Below are 17880 nucleotides of genomic sequence, written 5' to 3'. Positions count from 1 at the left end.
CTTAATCAACCTTCTACTTGTCTATTCAACTGTTCCAAATCAGCAACAGTAAAGACACCATATCCAATAAATGAATCGCCCTCATAATCAACAATTTCAATCTGTTCATCATAAGAACCACTCAAACCAATCACAGACAACTTTCCAAAATATAAAGGCAAGCTAAACCAAGCCTGCCTTCCATTTTTGGGATTCTTAATCAATACTTTTGAAGCCATATTCACTACCAGCCATTTTCTATTGCAAGAAATACCAGCTATCGCCTTCATGACCGAGAAACACATAGGAATCTCCTAAACGACTAGCAATTTCTTCTTCATGTTCTTCTACATAAGCAGACAAACGATCTTCATTCACTAACTGCTCATATTCGCCACGATCCAAAATACCAGCAAAATCAATCAATGCTTCCTGCGTATCAACTTCTGTAAACGAATTGATATAAACATTATCAGGGTTAGAACCATCAAGTTCCCCAAACTCAACACCATCGAAATGTTCATCTAGGCGAGCAATAATTTTCTCAGGTTCATCAAGAAATTTTTTCCCAAAAGTGTAATGTTTACATACATCAGAAAACTTATCATAAACAACTTTAATACTCATTTTTTCTCCTTCCAAATAAAAAAGGAAGCCATATTTGACTTCCTTCACCATTTTAACTAAATTGAAGCACTACGCTCAAAACTACTACCAATCGCAAAGGCACGAGTTGTTACTTTGTTAAGTTGCTTGTTCATATCATAGTAACTATTCAAATCACGCTTGATACACTCAATAACTTGATACGGTAGTTGCAATTCTTCATCATTTTTAAGAAGCGAACTCAATTCACCAGCATTCTTCCACGCTAAATCAAATTCTTTCGATTTTAGTTTTTTCGCAAGTTCATTCGACAGTTCAATAACTTGTTTATCTTTTCCTTGTAATGCCATTTTTTATACCTCATTTTTTCTTTAGCTTTTTATATATTCATCTATAAAGCTGGAGAACGTTTCTTAACTTTCATCTATTCTCTCCCAAATAACCAATCTAACGAAACACCCAAAAAATCAGCTATTTTTTCTAATTTTTCATAGTTAGGTTTACACTTACCATTTTCCCAATCACTATATGTATTTCGTTTTATACCAATTTGTTCTGCCAATTCTTCTTGACTAAATCCATGCTGTAAACGTAATTCTTTAAGTCTGACTGAAAATAAATTCTTTTTTTCTTCTTTTAACTTTAAATATGTTTCTTTTGATATTTCTAAATATTCACTTAACAAAAAATCAATAGAAACATCAAATATACAAGCTAACATACTTAATTTCTCAAAGTTAGGCTCACGCTTTCCGTTTTCCCACTGCGCATAAGCTCCTTGGGATATGTTTAACATATTAGAAAGACTTTTTTGTGTAAGTCCCTTCTTCTTCCTTAGAACTTTTAATTTCTCATGAAATTTTTCCATATCTTATATCCACTCCTCTAAATGAAATCGTTCAATCAATTTTAAACACTCCATTTCCATTTCCTCTTTACTCCTTCTTAACAACCCAAACCAAAGCAACTTCCTCTTAACATCTACTTGTCCTGCTAGGTATGTTTCATAATCTCTAATCAATCGTTTCAACTTAACCCAATCACTTCGCTTCCTTGTCTGCTTATAGATTTGAGATTGAAACTCAATATAGGCTTGATAATCTCTTGCTACCTTACTATCTGTTAGACCATCATAAAAGTTTCTTGCAGGAATTAAATATACAATCTTCTCAATTTGTCTATACTCAATCATCCTACCCTTCCTAACTGACTTTGAAGAAGTTCTAATTCTTTTCGTTGTCGTGAAGTTAGTTCACCTGCTTCCATTATCTTCTTCATATTTTCTTGCAGAAACAACCGATCAATTTCAGATACGAATAACAATGAATTGGAAACTCTTTCGACCAACCATCTAATCGTTCTATCAACTGAATATGGCTCAGGACTAACCGATAGCCTAATAGCTTCATTATTGCCAAATAATTCTTGCCATTTACTATCAAACTTCCTAAATCCATGTTCATCAGTACCATCATAAATCTGTATCGCTCCTTGAAAGATTGACCTTGTTAATTCAGCAATCTCAGCACCAGCCAAAACTTCTGAAATGAATGACCTTGCCTTACCTTGTGAAAATCGAACTTCATAACGATTCCATATTCCAAATAGCCTTACACTATCTAATACACTTATTCCTTCTTTCTTCGCTATCTCATACCTCTTTTCATAAAAGTTAAAATACATTTCAGACTGCCGACTACCAAGATAGATTGATAATCCTTGTCTATTTTCCGTTTCCATTGGATTCTCAAAATCAAATCCACCACCACCCACAAATGAAAAACTTTTTAAATAGGGCGAAACAATGTCTTGTTTATAATACCTTGTTACTAGTGTTGATAAATCAAAATTTTCTTTCGTATCTTCTCTAGCCATTTCATCAACTGCAATATCTATTCTAGTAACACTAAAATTATCGCCATATCGTTTTTGAAACCTTTTTATAAAGTCAATCCACGTTATATTTTTACTTTCAAGATACATTTCTAATTGTCTGCAACCTTGACCACTCAACTGAACTGTAATTCTATTTTTATCTTCTCCATTTTCGCTATACGAAGAATTAAAACCAAAAAACCAAATATCGCCATAACGATACAACAATTCATATTTCATAAATGAAGTTGTTTCAGGATTCAACATAATATCGAATCCAAAAAATTCTTTAGCTACATAATAAACATCATTCTCCTTATGAAGCGTAAATCTGAAATAGTCTATCATATACCTTGTCAATTCTGTATCACACTTTTTCAAACTAAAATGGTTTTTTATCTCTAGGAAATCTTCTTTCTTCAAAGTCCTATAACCATTCTCATAAGCCTTTATCGTAGAAACAGGAATACCAGTCTTAATTGATAACTCTTTTCTAGTCATTTTTCGCTCATTTCTAAAATCTTTTAACTCTTTTCCTTCCATTTCTCCTTCAAAACTCCATTTTTTACCAAAAGGGACACAAAAAAACTCAAAAGGGACACAAGTGTAACCCTTGTCGCTGTAAGCGTGAAGTGCATTTTGTAACTTTTGTTACCCACCTATTAGAATAGGTGGGTTCATTAGCATAGTCTAGCACTCTAGTGAGCGCTAGTGAGCGCAGGCGTTCGTCGCTTCGCTTCCTCACTTCTGCTACTAGCTACTAGAGTGCTAGACTATACCAATTTCCATAAAATAGAGAAAAGGGAGAACTCCCCCTATTCTCACAGTCCATATTCATCAAAAGGAAAATCTTCCAAAATTTCAGACCACTTCTGACTTCCACTTTCCTTTAATTCAAATAAGTCAGTCAACAAAATAATTTGTGACCGATCCAATACAATAAGCCCATCTTCTTTTAGAATCGTTATTTTATTGAGTTCTTCCAATTTTTTCAATAGATTCTGAACAGATGAAAAACTTACACCGATTTTATTAGAAAACTCACTTGCTTTCATCAAAGGAACATCATCTCCTTCTTTTTCTTCTTGTTTGCTGGAAAGCAATTCTTGAACCAATTCAGAACTAGCTTTTTTTACAGTTCCTTTTTCAAGTTCTTCTTTAGCCTGCATTTCTTCCTGCAATACTTGTTTTTCTTCTTCTGAAAGTACAGCACTAGGATTTTCTAAAGGATTGAAAGGATTTTCTCTTCGCTCGATCTTCTCATATTCATCATAGAAAGAGAATTTCTTTTCAAGTAATGGTGAGTAAAACTCCCTTGCTACTTCTCCATACACACAGGCATAACCTCGACCATATACTCGCTTACCAGCTAGATATTTCACATACTTAAATTCCTTATTCCTATTGACTTCTCCGAAGGCTAAATCATATCCAACCTCGTCCAATCGACCAACAGAAATCCTGAAATTGATATTCGCTTGTAACTTTGAGCCTAAATCTTCTCGTGAAGGCTTCTGCATAGCTATTATTCCAAAACAGCCAGCTTGCCTTCCAAGAAGCAAAAATTGTCCCATCGCATTATCCAAACGCTGTCTAGTTTGAAAATCAAGCATAGCGCACAAAGCATTATATTCATCACAGACTAAAAAATAAGGTTCAAGACCATACTCATAGAACTTCTTCATATCCTTGTCGCCATTTTCAGCACGCTTTTGACGAATATAGGCATATCGAGCAAACATAATATCTACTCCTCTTTCAATCATAGCTACTATATCTTCTGCCTTATATGAAATTCGCCCTTCAAAAGCTTTCTGTTCAGCCATTGTTACAAAATCGGCTTGTTTCGGATCACCAATATCAGCGACACCGACTTTTGCCAATGCACGAATCAATGTTCTTAATAGTACAGTCTTACCACCACCAATACCACCGACAACTAACAAATGAGGATCATCAATAGGATTCCACCAAAGGTTTTTCATCAGTTGAATACCTTTACTAGAACATTCAACATCACTAACCTTAATACGATTTTGAAACGCTGAATAAGCCATTTTATAAGTTTTAAATTTAATATCGTCCTGAACTTCCATAAAGTCCATAAAAAAGGTTGTTTCTAAATCTGAACCAATCTTCTTAAACTTATCTTGAAACTTATTCCCAGCCATTTTAAAAGCAATTTCCAAATCATAGCGATTCTGCTTCATATAAACTGATGGAAAAACAACTTTATCCCTTGTTCCTGAATCCGTCTTAATCTTCTTAGTGTAAGAATATCCATTTTCTTTCAGAAAAAAAGCAAGTTTAGCAAGCCTTTCTAACTTTTGAAAAAAGAAAAAACGTTCTTGTGAAAACCAAGTCAAATAAAGACTAATCAAACTAAATACTATCACCATCAAACTAACAATCACTATCGAAGGAACATCAGCATTTTTTAGTTTTTCTAAATTTTGATAAATATAAAATCCTAATATTGGACTAAATAACAAAAAGAAAAAAGAAAAGATAAAATATCTTAGATTTTCCATATAAGGCTTAATCTTAACCCCTCTATACGCAGGAAGTAAACTCATATCTTTTCTCCTTTAGAACTTATCCTTTATGTTCTTGTTTTTGTTCATGTTTCTGTTCTTGTCTAGGTTGACTTCCACCAACTTTTTTAAGTTTATCAACTACAAACACAAAACGGTGCTTGTTAGGTTCAACTTGATTACGATCTGCCTTACGCATACCATGATAAGCAACCAGCAAAGTATCAAAATCAATAGCTTCTTGATAGCCAAGATTCAAAGCATTGATTTCTTCTTCTGATTGTTCTGTCACTTTCAAGAAAACAGTATCTTCTTGTCCTTCTGAATATACAAGAACTTCAACACCATCATAATCACCTTCACCAGTTTCAAGATCAACATTTACAAATTGCGCACCTTCATTCTTAATAAATTTACAAGTACCCAAAATTTCCTTCGGATTCAACAAAAGATCATTCAAAATACGATATTTCTTTGAGAAAATTTCTACACGTTGTCCAAGTTCAAGTCCATTTTTAGCCATTATTTGTTACCCCCTACACGTTTAAGTCCTTTAGCCAATACATTTGTCGAAGCAGAAAAATTTGTACCTTCAACATAATCTTCCAAAAAAGTTGGTTCAATAGCTTCAACTTCCTCATTTACTTTATAAGTTGCCATATCTTTTGGAGTAATGATTGAAAACATACCATGTTTCGCATTCATCACAATATGTCGTGTTCCATCAAAGGGTTTACCTTCAATAATAGAAGGTGCTTTTTCAGAACGTACATAATTTGCCTTCCCAATAGCTTCAGGATTGAATTTAAATTTTTCGATTTTCATTTTTTTAGATTTCCTTTTCTATTTACATTTTTTTCTTTTAAAGAACAAAGGACGATAATTCCTGTTTTATTATCGTCCTAACAACAATATCTTAATCTTTTTTGCGCTTCAAGCCAAATAAACCAAGCATAGACAAAATTCCAGTACCAACAAATCCAAGAGAACTTGCTGCTGCACCAGTATTCGGCAATGATGGATTGTTAGGCTCTTGTGGTTTTTCAGGTTCAGGAGTATGAGTCGTTACTTTCGCTTCCATTTCTTGACTGTTGATAATGTTCACAAATTTATTTTCAACCTTCCCAGCCGAGATACGTTCTACTTCGATGTAGAAGTCCGCATCGAAGCTCCCCTTAACTCCTAAAGAGTTTAGGAAGTCCTGGTTGATAACATAAGACCATTTGCCTACTTTTTCGTCCCATTTAACAGTCACAATTTTCTTAAGGAAGTTAGGATCCGTATCCTGGTTCACTTCAAATAAGAAGGCATAAGCTGTACCTTTGGAAATCTTATCTCCTGCCTTAACCACTTTACCATCTTTAAGCACTACATCATAATTCAATGTAAGGTCTTTTTCAGCAACGTATTCTGTACCACGAATAACACCAGACCAATTACCTGTGTATCTGTCATGCTTCAAATCAAGCATATCAACACCGTCATATTGGTAAAGAGTATCATGTTTAGCAGGAACAGTTACACCGTCCAAAAGATAACGTAGGTATTCGCCAATTTGAATTTCTTGACCATCCCGAACTTTAGAGTTATCTTTGTGATCCAAAGCATGTTTTTCAGGTTTAATATCAGGAACTTCAACAGTTACTAAATTAGATACAAAACTATTTCCAAAATCAATTTGATGGAAATCATTTTTAACAATCTGTCCTTTTTCTACCAGCAAACGCGCAGGAAGATCAATCGTGATATTCTTAGCTTGCTTAACGTAATTTTGATAGAATGAAGCAGAATCTTTCGCTACCCAAAGGTAAAACTCGCCTTTAGGTGTCAAACCAGCTTCTTTCAAAATGTTTTGAATTTCTTTTGTACGTTGCTCTTCAGAAAGAACATGGTACATATTAAACAAAGCCTTAACATCTTTACCAACAGAATCATTCATAGTGATTTTAGAATCATCTACCGTATATGCTCCGTCTTGTACATCATCTAACATCCCAAAAATCTTACCATAAGTTTTTGAATCAACAGTAAATGTGGAATAAGGGCTATAATCAGTTGTCAAACGGAAATTCACATTCTTGTCAAATGTACTTGCGCCATCAATGTTGTTTCCAAAATTATCAGTAATATCCTTCACAGGTTTTGGAGTTGAAGGTTGAACACGTAAACGTGAATAATTCACTTTTACAGTAGGAACTAAAGGCATTTCAGGAATTTTATTCTCCTTTGGTGGAGTTGGAGGTAATGGAATTGGAAGTGTTGTACGAGGTACAAACTTTTTTGGTTGCTCCAATTTAGGTTTAGGAATTTCCTTGGTATCCTTTTGTTTCAATTCAGGTTTAACAGGAGGCTTAGTCAAAATACTAACAGGAACAGTTGCACTTGATTTACCAAAGATACCTACAGCCCAACCATAACCAGTAAAAATTGTTTCATCAGAAGGAACATCTTTACCTTCAGAAGCATAAATACTTTCAACTTCCTTGCGTTTTTCTTCTATTTCTTTATCATTATGGACTCCTCTCCCATTATGATAAGCAAAATTCAAACTAGAACCGTACCCAACAGACAAAATTGAACCTAAAGGAATATCAGCTTCATCTCTTACACCAGCATAGCCAAGATCCCCTTTTTTCACTCCCAATTCAGGTACATCATAAGTCCAAGGTGTCTTATATTCACCCTTATAATAGGAACGACCATCACGACTTACCTTCTTAACTTCTGAACCATCAGGATTCAATACAATTCCCTCTGACCCATCTTGATAAGTCAAACTCAATTCTTGACCATAATCAATATCATTAAACACAGAAGCAATAGCCATCATGGTATTCTTTCCAGTTTTTTCATAAAAAAGATCAATTTTTGTATCAAATTGAACTAAATTCCCATAAACAAAGTTAATAGAACCACTACCATTATCCTTATTGATAAAGATTTTAGTCGAACTAAGTGATTTTCCATCTTTTACCCATTCAGCTTCAACATCTTTAAAAGTAAACTTAGCAGAAATCTTCTTACCATCTTTACTTTCAGCAATATTATGGATCGTAAATGAATCACCAGCTTTTGGATTTACAATTTCAGCAAAAACTCCATCATTATCAGCAAGCAATCCAGCACGACTTCCACTGATAGTAGTATCAGAATGCAAACCAATATAATCTTTAACAGCAATCAGATCATCAACACCTTCAAATGAAGCAGTCAGATTCTTATAGTAGTTAACACTACCACGCTGACTTTCATCATAATCACCATAAATTTGAATATGATGTTTTTCAGCCTTCAATCCTTTCTTAGCAAGTTCTTCTTTCTGTTTATTATAAGCTGAAAGTTGTTTTTCATAATTTGCTAACTGAGCATCATACTTTTCAAGAGCATTTTTATTGCTAGCTTCAATCTGCTTATTCGCATTTTCTTGATCTAACTGAGCTTGCTTATAATCATCCAACTTCTTAGCGTTATCACGTTCGATTCGTGCATTTTCAGCTTCAGTTTCATTTTTCTTCTTATCATTATCAGCAAGAATAGCTTTGTTTTCAGCTTCAATACGTTTAACTTCTGCTTCATATTCATTTACAGCTTCTTCGTACGCTTTTTGCTTCGCTTGATTTTCATTTTGAATCACTCTACGTTCGTTAGTGACTTGATCAACTTTAGCAGAATAATCACTAGTAACTTTTGAAACCTCTTTTTCCTGCTTCACATAATCAGCTTCGACTTCTTTCTGCTTACTTGCAACTGTTTCAGTTGTTGCAACACCTTTGTCCTGAACTACTCCAACCTCAACTTTAACACCTGCATCTTTAGCTTCTGCAACTGCTTTGTCAAGTTTTTCGTGTGAAATAGGAACTTCAAATTCTGCTTTCTTTTCTACAGCAACATTGCTATTACTATTCACCTCATCAGCAGAAACACCACCTGATGCAAATGCCATAGCAAGAGCAGCCATACCCAAAATTACACCACAAGCACCATAATGCTTCATTTTGCGAATTGAACCAAACGCTTTTGTTTCTTGTGTTTTAAACATACTTTCTTTTCTCCTTTTTTAAAAAAATATTTTTCTTATTATCTTGAACTCACTACCGTTGACACGAAGGGGAACGAGATCTTTTAAAAATCATTTCAATCATTTCTTTTTCCTTTCCAAACAAAAAAGCCAGTTTTTACTAAACTGACTTTTTTATCTATATCAAACCCATTTTCCTGAATTGTCAACACGGTATTTGCCTTGAACAATTTCATTACGAGCATAAGAGCCATCTGATTTCAAATAATACCATGCCTTATAGTTTGAATCATAAATCCATTCATTTACAGCCATAGCACCACTAGATTTCAGATAATATGATCCTTGCCAAGTATTTCTTGCCATATAGCCACCTGACTTAAAGTAATACCATGAACCATCTACTTTATACCATTGACTATTTACATACGTTCCACCTTGTTTCAAATAAAACCATGAACCATAATTAGAATCATAAATCCATTCTTTATCTGCCATCTTACCATCTGATTTCAAGTAATATGATCCTTGCCATGCACTTCGTAAATAAACACCATTAGATTTCAAATAATACCATGATTTATAGTTTGAATCATAAATCCATTCACTTTCTGCCATAGCCCCACTAGACTTCAGATAATATGATCCTTGCCAGGTATTTCTTGCCATATAGCCACCTGACTTAAAGTAGTACCATGAACCATCTACTTTATACCATTGACTGGTTACATAAGCTCCACCTTCCTTCAAATAGAACCATGAGCCATAGTATGAATCATAAACCCACTCTTTTTCTGCCATTTTACCATCAGACTTCAGATAATATGAATCTTGAAACTGATTAGAAACAGGCTTACCATTCAAATAATAATACCACGAACCATTTTCCTTAACCCAACCATTCTTACTTGAAGAAGGTTTACTTTGATTTTGAGAAGGTTTGCTCGGTTTATTCGTATCTTGTTTTTGAGAAGGTTTATTCGATTTATCCTTGTCTTGTTTTTGAGCAGGACTAGATGGCTTAGCAGGACTTGTATTTTGTTTTTCCTTATCCTTCTTAGCTTTTTCTTGTTTCTCCTTTTCTTCCTGAGCTTTTAGAGAATCAATTTCCTTGGAAATTTTGCTATATTCGTTATAAGCACTCTGTAACTTCTCGTACTTACCTTTTTCATCTTGTAATTCTTTTGATTTTTTAGCTAAAGTTGCTTGTCGATTGCCTTCTGTTGTATTTGACGGACTAGAAGTGTTAAAAACGCTCTTTGTTGCTTTAGATAAATCTTCATTAGAAACTTTAATATAACTAATTCCTAAGCCATCTTTTAAATAATGAAGTGAAACTCCAAGATACTCATTCTGATAAGTAGTTCCATAATTTACACCAGCAATAGATTGAGCATGAAGAAACTCCGTACCATCAAATAAAAAATCTACAATAGAATAATAAATCCATTGTTTCATTTTAGCCTTAGTCATTTCACTTGAGACTCCACTTACAGCAAAGTAATTCTCATAGTACTGACCTCCATATTCGCTTACTTCATCTTTCTTACTAGAAGTAGGCAAGCCGTATTCTCTAGCTACATCATTGATACCTTTTACATAGTGCCAATCATAAATACTTCTATTAGCTTCAAGAACTTTTTTTGAAAGTTTATCAGAAAAATCAATAGATGAATTAGCTAATGAAACCTGGGGCATCCCCATCTGTCTACGAACTTGATTAAGCATATCTAAAGCAAAGTAATTCAATTCAACTACAACTTCTTTAGGAAGGTTGTTGATATCATAAACTTCTACTTGATCTGAAGCGCTAGAAATAAAATTGTCTTCTTGATAACGTAATTTACTGCTTTCTGACTTCAAAATTTGTTCTGCTCGATCTCTTTCAGCATCACTTTTATCATAATTGAAATAATCTTTAAGAGCTTTTGCATACTCAGCACTTACTTTGATTGTATTCTTTTCTGAATAAGGTACATTTAACTGAGAAACTTGTTGTTCTAATTCTTTAATCTTGTTTTCACTTTGTGTTAATGAATACCAGCGACCATCTGCAGTTACACCACTAGAAGCATTTGCACTATAAAGACTATCTTTCTGCTTCTCTAATTGAGAAATTCTTGCTTCTCTTACAGAATCAGCATGAACTACACTATTGCTAAATGCAAGTAATGTTACCGTTGAAAGTAATGCTATCGAACCTTTAATTTTCATCATTTTCTCCTTTTGAATTATTAAATTCATTATACCAAATATACTTTAACTTATCTACTTTTTGCTAAAACTCCTTAATCACTCCTGTAACAGGCAAAACTGAACCACAATTTTCACATCTATATTTTTTCCAACAATTCTTAACCATTAAATCATCATACATATCACTATTATCTTCAACACTCCCATCAATATTTACTCTATAATATGAGAAACCAGACATCTTTTGTTTCATAACTGCTACTGTTCCACCACATTTTTTACAAGGATACAATTTCATCCCATAACCTCCAACTAATATTCCTTAATCACTCCTGTTTCTAAAAAACAATTATAAGTACGATCTATCTTCTGATCTATCTTCTGATAATATCTATTCGTTAATTGACCCATTGCATACAATCTATTATATAAATCTTCACAACATTTTTTTGATGATGCATAAACATCAGCGCCCCTTTTCACATGAGCATATATTTTCAAATTCCAGCAGAATCTACTGTATATCCTTAAATATTCCTTCCTGATCCATTCCTCAGAATATGTTTTTACATCATCTTCCCCTTTCCATTCTACAGATACGATTTTACTCACCTCTCCTCTAATTCTTATCAATCTTATCTGCCAAATTCAATAAATACTGTTTTACTTCAGATTTTAAAACATACTTAGTCTTATCATCTTTAATAAACCGAATCATTTCTTCATGGCTTTTACCTTCTGTCAACATGGTTACCAAACCATGAGAAAACTGATGATGACAGCCTAAATTGTCTAAGTCTTTAGTTGACATAACCTCGTCTCGATCAACACTAAAATTTTCTTCAACATTAAAGAAATCATCAACCTTGCAATTATAGAGCATTCCCAATTTATATAACTTTTCAAGACTTGGTTCACGTTCTCCAGTTTCATATCGAGCATACGCTTTCGGTTGAATCCCTAAATACTTAGCTAAATCCTCTTTCGACTTGTTATACATTTCTCTATGCAATCGAAGAGCCATTGAAACACTTACCATTTTTTTACCTCTTTTTTCTTTTTCTATACCTCTACTCATATTGTTAGTTTACATAAAAGAATACTTCTCTATTCTCTTGTGAAAACTAACAATACTTTCAATCTTTATCAGGACATAACCTGTTTTATAAAAATCTAGTTATTGTTAATTTTTGCAAAAATAAAAAGGCTTATTTTCAAAGCCTTTTTATGTTTTTAATAGAATATAGCATTATAAAATGTATGCTCTTATCTTCGCATACTTTCAGCTTTTCAGCTTACTACCTTCGCCACGGTCACAGATTTAAGGATAACTCAATACCCCCTCTTCCTTACCCAAAGGCATTAGCAAGAATTACATCTTACACACCGACCATACGATAAAGCCTCACTATCTCACTCTAGCTACCTCTTCAAAGTATCATTGACTGCACCACAGCCATCAGTTCCCTTTTCTTATCTACTAAGGCGAAAGGACGAAAAACCCAACATGAACCTTACAAACTCTAAACTCTTTACCAACTCCATTTACTTATGGTATAATAATACCAATTCAACAAAAAAACAAAATATCGTAAACAGCTTAGTAAGATGGAAACACACTTTGCTGGATTTTTGTTTTCAAAAAATTAGAAAAGAGAACATTATGGTTGAAATTATTACTAAAACAATATCCATCATTTACAACATTATGAAGTTGTTAGTCCGTCTTTACATTAAATCTTTTGAATACTACCCAAAAATGACAACTTTTTGCACAATCTATACGATTGTACGTTATCTGTTTTTCCCTTAGTCCTACTAAGAAAAGTCAGCAAAGAGTTTAGAATCTATAAAGTTTTGTAGACAAATATCTACAATCAAACACAACTTGACATTTTACCAAAATTCACATATAATTAAATTGCTACATTTAATCGTGTTAGTCAATGATTCGTTGTTGTCTGACACGTTTTTTATTAAATTTTCAAAGAACTTTTTTCTTTAACAACTTTTGTTGTTAAATATATAATACTACTTTTGTTGTTTGAAGTCAATAGTTTTTTTAAAATTTTTTTATTTTTTTTCGGAGATAAAATATGCTTGAAATCAGACTAAAAGAACTTCGTAATAAAGCTAATATAACTCAAAAGGAACTTGCAGAATCTATAAACACAAGTCAACAAAATATCGCTTTTTATGAAAAAGGAGAACGAAAACCAAAACATGATATGGTTGAAAAACTAGCAAACTTCTTCAATGTTTCAACAGACTACCTTCTAGGTAAAACTGACATTCCTGAACCTGAATCAGATATTGACCTTGATTCTGCTATTGATAATTCAGTCGCTTATGATGGTACACCAATCACAGATAACGATAGAGAAATCATCAAAGACTTCCTAAAAGACTATTTTGCAAACAAAAATAAGTATGAACCTAAATAAAGTTATAAAAGAGATAGAACAATTAAATTGTAAAGTGATCACTCTTAAAAACTTAAACTCTAAAGGAAGATATGTTCTTGTAAATAACCAGCACTTTATTTTTCTTCGTTCCGACACAAGCGATATTGAAAAAATAAATGTACTTCTTCATGAAAAACACCATCTAATCAATGATGATTGCAACAATTCACTTTCTCAAATTGATACTTTTAAAAATCACATTGAAAACAACAGTGAAAAAGGACGAATCCTTGATTTTATGAGTTTAGTGAATAGTGAATATCCAATAGATGAACACTTCAACTATCAAGACTACCTTAAAAATGCTGAAATTCCAGCCAGCTATGAAAACTACGTTAAAGAAATAGCTACAAATTTTTATAATGAAAACAAAAAAAATAACATTATCTAATGATAGTGTTATTTTTCTATTTCCGAACAAATTTCAAATACCTGGTCGCCCATTTTGACCTAAAAAACGAATCAAATATCCAGGAACATTTAATTTTCCTTCGCTTTTTATTCTAAAATAACTTTCCCCCAAAATTCATTATTACAAGTCACAAATAAATGATTGTCTAAATTCCCTGTAAAAAATCCCCCACCTTTTTTATTGAAATCAAATTCAACAAAATAGACTTCTAAATCAGCTTCATATTCTTTCTTAACCGTCATACTTGTACCAGCTTCCATTTCTTCTAGCTGATCCGAATACTCCTTCAGAAAATCTCTTACAAAATAATTAAATTTTGAAATCATGTTTTTGGGAACTCTATCCTGATAACTTATTTCTTTAATTTCCATATTCTATCTCCTTAAAATAAATCCGAATGAGTACCTACACGTTCAAAAACAACATGAGTACCTCTCTCTAAATAATAATAAATCATAAGTAAATCAGACTTTCTTCCACCAATATGGATTTCCCATAACTTCGGTATTCTTTTTCTAGGCTCTAAAACGTGCTTTTTATACTCATAACCTAATTCTTCATCATTTATTATTTTCTTAACAGCTTCGTTGATAGGAGTTACATCTATTCCACGCTTAATTATTTTAGCCAAATCTTTATTATATCTATTCGAGAACTCATAACTAAGCATTTTCTCTTACCATTCTTTCAAAATATTCATCTACACTTTCAGAACATTTTGTTATTCCTTCATTTTCATATTTCTCTATACTCTCTTTGAAAGCATTTTGAGTAACTTCATTATATTCATCTAGACTTCTTGTACGAATATAATCACCATTTTCTAACTCAATTTCATAATCTGCATTAAGTTTCAATTCAAAAGGAATACTTCTCGTCAACACACTTTGTTTTAAAAACAACTTCACAGCAGTTGTCATATCTAAACCCAATTCACTAAAAACTTCAGTCGCATCTTTTTTTAATTTATCATCTACTCTTACAGCAATTTGTGACATAGTAATTCTCCTTAATTTATTCTGTATGTCTATTGTATCACTTTTAGAAAGACAATTCAATTTTTTCTATCTATAAATACAAAATAAAATAGACCAGTTTCCTGATCTACTTTATTCTATATTCATTGACTAAAAATATACATTCCTTGGTTAGTTTTTGGTTAATTTCTTTTTTTATTCAATTTCTTAACGCTAAAAACCTTTTAGAATCAAGAAATCTGACTCCCTCTTTAAATACAGTCTATTATAACATTTTCCATTGATAAAAGCTAGACTAATGTAGACAAATCTGGCTAAAACACATTTTGGGTGAGTTGGCGCGTACTATTCTAGGTTCAATCCATTATATAAAAAGAAGACAAACATTCTTAAAATGTTTGCCCTCTTAATGCTATAGACTCGATCATCTAGTCCAAAGTAATTTCAATAGGATTAAATATTTATTCTAATCTTCTTTTTTCTTACGGGCTAAACCTAATAGCGTTGTTGCCATTCCAATGATTCCAAGTCCAGTCATAACCGTATTTGAATCCGTACCAGTATTTGGTAATTCCTGCACTACTTTTTCAGGATCCAAAGGTTTCGGATCTGGTTTTGCAGGAGTTTGTGGTTCTGGATTAGGGACTACTGGAGTGTCAGGTTTAACTGGAACGTAGATGATTGGTGTGTCGTCACCTGGGTTTTCAGGAGTGATTGGTTTTCCTGGTTCTACTGGTTTACCTGGTTTGCTTGGATCTTTTGGATCTGGCAAGTATGGTTTGTAGCCTGGTACGTCTGGAACGACTGGTTTACCTGGTTTACCTGGATCTGTTGGATCATTTGGATACTTCACTTCTGGTGTTGATGGGAAGTTTGGATCATTTGGTCTCTCTGGTTTTGGAACCAATTTTCCAAGTGGTTTGTAGGTTACTGTATCTGTTGCTTCAGGATTTTCTGGAGTAACTGTCTTACCACCAGCTTCTGTCTTATCAGCGTAGTAACCTGGAATTACTGGAACAGATACCTTACCGTAAGTATGGCTCTTCTCAGTCCATGTTGTAGTTCCAGAAGCTTTGTTTTCTTTACCAGTAAACGTAAAATCATCTTGAACGTTGTCCGCTGGAGTCTTATCACCTGCTCCTTCAAACTTAACTGTTTGTTTAGTTGGTTTCTTCACATCATTTACGATTGGCACGTAGATGATTGGTGTGTCTTCACCTGGGTTTGTTGGAAGGTTTGGAAGCTCCTTACCTGGTTCTACTGGTTGACCTGGTTTGCTTGGATCTTTTGGATCTGGCAAGTATGGGTTGTAGCCTGGTACGTCTGGAACGATTGGTTTACCTGGTTTACCTGGATCTGTTGGATCATTTGGATATTTCACATCTGGTGTTGATGGGAATTTCGGATCATCAGATTTCTCTGGTTTTGGAACCAAGCTACCAAGCGGTTTGTAAGTAACTGTATCTATTGCTTCAGGATTTTCTGGAGTAACTGTCTTACCACCAGCTTCTGTCTTATCAGCGTAGTAACCTGGAATTACTGGTACAGATACCTTACCGTAAGTATGACTCTTCTCATTCCATGTTGTAGTTCCAGAAGCTTTGTTTTCTTTACCAGTAAACGTAAAGTCATCTTGGACATTGTCTCCTGGAGTCTTATCGCCTGCTCCTTCAAACTTAACTGTTTGTTTAGTTGGTTTCTTCACATCATTTACGATTGGTACGTAGATGATTGGTGTGTCGTCACCTGGGTTTTCAGGAGTGATTGGTTTTCCTGGTTCTACTGGTTTACCTGGTTTGCTTGGATCTTTTGGATCTGGCAAGTATGGTTTGTAGCCTGGTACATTAGGAACAACTGGTTTACCTGGTTTACCTGGATCTGTTGGATCATTTGGATACTTCACTTCTGGTGTTGATGGGAAGTTTGGATCATTTGGTTTCTCTGGTTTTGGAACCAATTTTCCAAGTGGTTTGTAGGTTACTGTGTCTGTTGCTTCAGGATTTTCTGGAGTAACTGTCTTACCACCAGCTTCTGTCTTATCAGCGTAGTAACCTGGAATTACTGGTACAGATACCTTACCGTAAGTATGACTCTTCTCATTCCATGTTGTAGTTCCAGAAGCTTTGTTTTCTTTACCAGTAAACGTAAAGTCATCTTGGACATTGTCTCCTGGAGTCTTATCGCCTGCTCCTTCAAACTTAACTGTTTGTTTAGTTGGTTTCTTCACATCATTTACGATTGGTACGTAGATGATTGGTGTGTCGTCACCTGGTTTATCAGGAGTGATTGGTTTTCCTGGTTCTACTGGTTTACCTGGTTTGCTTGGATCTTTTGGATCTGGCAAGTATGGTTTGTAGCCTGGTACATTAGGCACAACTGGTTGACCTGGTTTGGTTGGATCAGTTGGATCATTTGGATACTTCACTTCTGGTGTTGATGGGAAGTTTGGATCTTTTGGTGTCTCTGGTTTTGGAACCAAGTTTCCAAGTGGGTTGTAAGTTACAGTTTCTTCAAGATTTTCTTGAGTGACTGTCTTAGAAGCAACACTTCCTTTATCAGCGTAGTAACCTGTCAATCCTGGTGTTGGAACTGCATCATAGTTAGCCTTATTAGCTGCCCATTGAGTAGATGAGAGAACTTCACCTGTCACCTTATCAAGTATCAAGGTACGTGTCCATTGTGCATTTTGAACCTTATCAGCTGGAGCAGTTGCATTACTGTCTGATACCACATAATGAACTGTTGATGTTACATCTTTCTTCCATTGATCTTCCGCAGGATATTTTGGACTCTTTGGATCCTTTGGATTGATTGGATC

Annotated in this window: 20 protein-coding genes; 2 read left to right on the top strand and 18 right to left on the bottom strand. The window is 33.9% G+C overall.

What is annotated here, in order from left to right:
• Positions 1-5: 5 nt before the first annotated feature.
• The 14 genes from QEZ38_RS03470 to QEZ38_RS03405 all read right to left on the bottom strand — a co-directional run bounded on the left by QEZ38_RS03470 (position 6) and on the right by QEZ38_RS03405 (position 12247).
• On the bottom strand, positions 6-218 hold the full coding sequence (locus QEZ38_RS03470; RefSeq protein ID WP_281335048.1) for a hypothetical protein: 213 nt from the start codon (positions 216-218) through the stop codon (positions 6-8).
• Between the two features lie 19 nt (positions 219-237).
• A complete protein-coding gene (locus QEZ38_RS03465; protein ID WP_281335047.1) occupies positions 238-606 on the bottom strand; it encodes a hypothetical protein in 369 nt (122 codons plus the stop codon).
• A 56-nt stretch (positions 607-662) separates the two neighbouring features.
• Positions 663-935, bottom strand: a complete 273-nt coding sequence (locus QEZ38_RS03460) for a hypothetical protein (protein WP_281335046.1) — start codon at positions 933-935, stop codon at positions 663-665.
• Between the two features lie 74 nt (positions 936-1009).
• On the bottom strand, positions 1010-1453 hold the full coding sequence (locus tag QEZ38_RS03455) for a helix-turn-helix domain-containing protein (RefSeq protein ID WP_281335045.1): 444 nt from the start codon (positions 1451-1453) through the stop codon (positions 1010-1012).
• A gap of 3 nt (positions 1454-1456) precedes the next feature.
• Positions 1457-1777, bottom strand: coding sequence for a hypothetical protein (locus tag QEZ38_RS03450; RefSeq protein WP_281335044.1), 321 nt, complete (start codon positions 1775-1777; stop codon positions 1457-1459).
• Entirely contained in the window at positions 1774-3003 is a 1230-nt protein-coding gene (locus QEZ38_RS03445; protein ID WP_281335043.1) for a replication initiation factor domain-containing protein, read from the bottom strand. The genes QEZ38_RS03450 and QEZ38_RS03445 overlap by 4 nt, the downstream gene beginning before the upstream one ends.
• A gap of 278 nt (positions 3004-3281) precedes the next feature.
• Positions 3282-5036, bottom strand: a complete 1755-nt coding sequence (locus tag QEZ38_RS03440; protein ID WP_281335042.1) for an FtsK/SpoIIIE domain-containing protein — start codon at positions 5034-5036, stop codon at positions 3282-3284.
• A 19-nt stretch (positions 5037-5055) separates the two neighbouring features.
• Positions 5056-5517: a hypothetical protein gene (locus QEZ38_RS03435; protein WP_281335041.1), complete on the bottom strand. Its 462-nt coding sequence runs from the start codon at positions 5515-5517 to the stop codon at positions 5056-5058.
• Complete coding sequence (locus tag QEZ38_RS03430) at positions 5517-5819, bottom strand: hypothetical protein (protein WP_261013272.1); 303 nt, start codon at positions 5817-5819, stop codon at positions 5517-5519. Before QEZ38_RS03430 ends, QEZ38_RS03435 begins: the two co-directional genes overlap by 1 nt.
• 91 nt (positions 5820-5910) lie before the next feature.
• The gene (locus tag QEZ38_RS03425; RefSeq protein WP_281335040.1) at positions 5911-9033 is read right to left on the bottom strand and encodes an SspB-related isopeptide-forming adhesin; all 3123 of its coding nucleotides are present in this window, start codon (positions 9031-9033) and stop codon (positions 5911-5913) included.
• A gap of 162 nt (positions 9034-9195) precedes the next feature.
• Positions 9196-11226: an SEC10/PgrA surface exclusion domain-containing protein gene (locus QEZ38_RS03420; protein ID WP_425445016.1), complete on the bottom strand. Its 2031-nt coding sequence runs from the start codon at positions 11224-11226 to the stop codon at positions 9196-9198.
• Between the two features lie 64 nt (positions 11227-11290).
• On the bottom strand, positions 11291-11506 hold the full coding sequence (locus QEZ38_RS03415; protein WP_261021101.1) for a hypothetical protein: 216 nt from the start codon (positions 11504-11506) through the stop codon (positions 11291-11293).
• Between the two features lie 14 nt (positions 11507-11520).
• Positions 11521-11820: a hypothetical protein gene (locus tag QEZ38_RS03410; RefSeq protein ID WP_281335038.1), complete on the bottom strand. Its 300-nt coding sequence runs from the start codon at positions 11818-11820 to the stop codon at positions 11521-11523.
• Positions 11821-11827: 7 nt separating this feature from the next.
• The gene (locus tag QEZ38_RS03405; protein WP_281335037.1) at positions 11828-12247 is read right to left on the bottom strand and encodes a helix-turn-helix transcriptional regulator; all 420 of its coding nucleotides are present in this window, start codon (positions 12245-12247) and stop codon (positions 11828-11830) included.
• Between the two features lie 1057 nt (positions 12248-13304).
• Between QEZ38_RS03405 and QEZ38_RS03400 the strand changes: the two genes are divergently transcribed.
• Positions 13305-13652, top strand: a complete 348-nt coding sequence (locus tag QEZ38_RS03400) for a helix-turn-helix domain-containing protein (protein WP_281335036.1) — start codon at positions 13305-13307, stop codon at positions 13650-13652.
• Positions 13639-14064 (top strand): ImmA/IrrE family metallo-endopeptidase, encoded by a 426-nt coding sequence (locus QEZ38_RS03395; protein ID WP_281335035.1) that lies wholly within the window; start codon positions 13639-13641, stop codon positions 14062-14064. Before QEZ38_RS03400 ends, QEZ38_RS03395 begins: the two co-directional genes overlap by 14 nt.
• Before the next feature lie 107 nt (positions 14065-14171).
• Here QEZ38_RS03395 and QEZ38_RS03390 read toward each other — a convergent pair whose 3' ends face one another.
• The 4 genes from QEZ38_RS03390 to QEZ38_RS03375 form a co-directional block, all read right to left on the bottom strand.
• The gene (locus QEZ38_RS03390) at positions 14172-14456 is read right to left on the bottom strand and encodes a hypothetical protein (RefSeq protein ID WP_281335034.1); all 285 of its coding nucleotides are present in this window, start codon (positions 14454-14456) and stop codon (positions 14172-14174) included.
• An 11-nt stretch (positions 14457-14467) separates the two neighbouring features.
• Positions 14468-14755, bottom strand: coding sequence for a type II toxin-antitoxin system RelE/ParE family toxin (locus tag QEZ38_RS03385; RefSeq protein WP_050234555.1), 288 nt, complete (start codon positions 14753-14755; stop codon positions 14468-14470).
• The gene (locus tag QEZ38_RS03380) at positions 14748-15083 is read right to left on the bottom strand and encodes a type II toxin-antitoxin system RelB/DinJ family antitoxin (protein WP_281335033.1); all 336 of its coding nucleotides are present in this window, start codon (positions 15081-15083) and stop codon (positions 14748-14750) included. The genes QEZ38_RS03385 and QEZ38_RS03380 overlap by 8 nt, the downstream gene beginning before the upstream one ends.
• Before the next feature lie 445 nt (positions 15084-15528).
• Positions 15529-17880, bottom strand: a 2352-nt coding sequence (locus tag QEZ38_RS03375; RefSeq protein WP_281335032.1) for a mucin-binding protein, incomplete at its 5' end; no start/stop codon positions are given.

This window comes from Streptococcus taonis, from assembly GCF_029948085.1.
In the GTDB taxonomy this organism is placed as follows: domain Bacteria; phylum Bacillota; class Bacilli; order Lactobacillales; family Streptococcaceae; genus Streptococcus; species Streptococcus taonis.
Note: the sequence above shows the minus strand (reverse complement) of the source record. Positions and strands in the feature narration are given on the sequence as shown.

Bases quoted from the DNA above. Each gene is read 5' to 3' on its own strand.
- QEZ38_RS03440 (WP_281335042.1), bottom strand. From the start codon at position 5,036: ATGAGTTTACTTCCTGCGTATAGAGGGGTTAAGATTAAGCCTTATATG.
- QEZ38_RS03470 (WP_281335048.1), bottom strand. From the start codon at position 218: ATGGCTTCAAAAGTATTGATTAAGAATCCCAAAAATGGAAGGCAGGCT.
- QEZ38_RS03400 (WP_281335036.1), top strand. From the start codon at position 13,305: ATGCTTGAAATCAGACTAAAAGAACTTCGTAATAAAGCTAATATAACT.
- QEZ38_RS03425 (WP_281335040.1), bottom strand. From the start codon at position 9,033: ATGTTTAAAACACAAGAAACAAAAGCGTTTGGTTCAATTCGCAAAATG.
- QEZ38_RS03460 (WP_281335046.1), bottom strand. From the start codon at position 935: ATGGCATTACAAGGAAAAGATAAACAAGTTATTGAACTGTCGAATGAA.
- QEZ38_RS03415 (WP_261021101.1), bottom strand. From the start codon at position 11,506: ATGAAATTGTATCCTTGTAAAAAATGTGGTGGAACAGTAGCAGTTATG.
- QEZ38_RS03395 (WP_281335035.1), top strand. From the start codon at position 13,639: ATGAACCTAAATAAAGTTATAAAAGAGATAGAACAATTAAATTGTAAA.
- QEZ38_RS03445 (WP_281335043.1), bottom strand. From the start codon at position 3,003: ATGGAAGGAAAAGAGTTAAAAGATTTTAGAAATGAGCGAAAAATGACT.
- QEZ38_RS03405 (WP_281335037.1), bottom strand. From the start codon at position 12,247: ATGGTAAGTGTTTCAATGGCTCTTCGATTGCATAGAGAAATGTATAAC.
- QEZ38_RS03455 (WP_281335045.1), bottom strand. From the start codon at position 1,453: ATGGAAAAATTTCATGAGAAATTAAAAGTTCTAAGGAAGAAGAAGGGA.
- QEZ38_RS03380 (WP_281335033.1), bottom strand. From the start codon at position 15,083: ATGTCACAAATTGCTGTAAGAGTAGATGATAAATTAAAAAAAGATGCG.
- QEZ38_RS03420 (WP_425445016.1), bottom strand. From the start codon at position 11,226: ATGAAAATTAAAGGTTCGATAGCATTACTTTCAACGGTAACATTACTT.
- QEZ38_RS03465 (WP_281335047.1), bottom strand. From the start codon at position 606: ATGAGTATTAAAGTTGTTTATGATAAGTTTTCTGATGTATGTAAACAT.
- QEZ38_RS03450 (WP_281335044.1), bottom strand. From the start codon at position 1,777: ATGATTGAGTATAGACAAATTGAGAAGATTGTATATTTAATTCCTGCA.
- QEZ38_RS03390 (WP_281335034.1), bottom strand. From the start codon at position 14,456: ATGGAAATTAAAGAAATAAGTTATCAGGATAGAGTTCCCAAAAACATG.
- QEZ38_RS03385 (WP_050234555.1), bottom strand. From the start codon at position 14,755: ATGCTTAGTTATGAGTTCTCGAATAGATATAATAAAGATTTGGCTAAA.
- QEZ38_RS03435 (WP_281335041.1), bottom strand. From the start codon at position 5,517: ATGGCTAAAAATGGACTTGAACTTGGACAACGTGTAGAAATTTTCTCA.
- QEZ38_RS03430 (WP_261013272.1), bottom strand. From the start codon at position 5,819: ATGAAAATCGAAAAATTTAAATTCAATCCTGAAGCTATTGGGAAGGCA.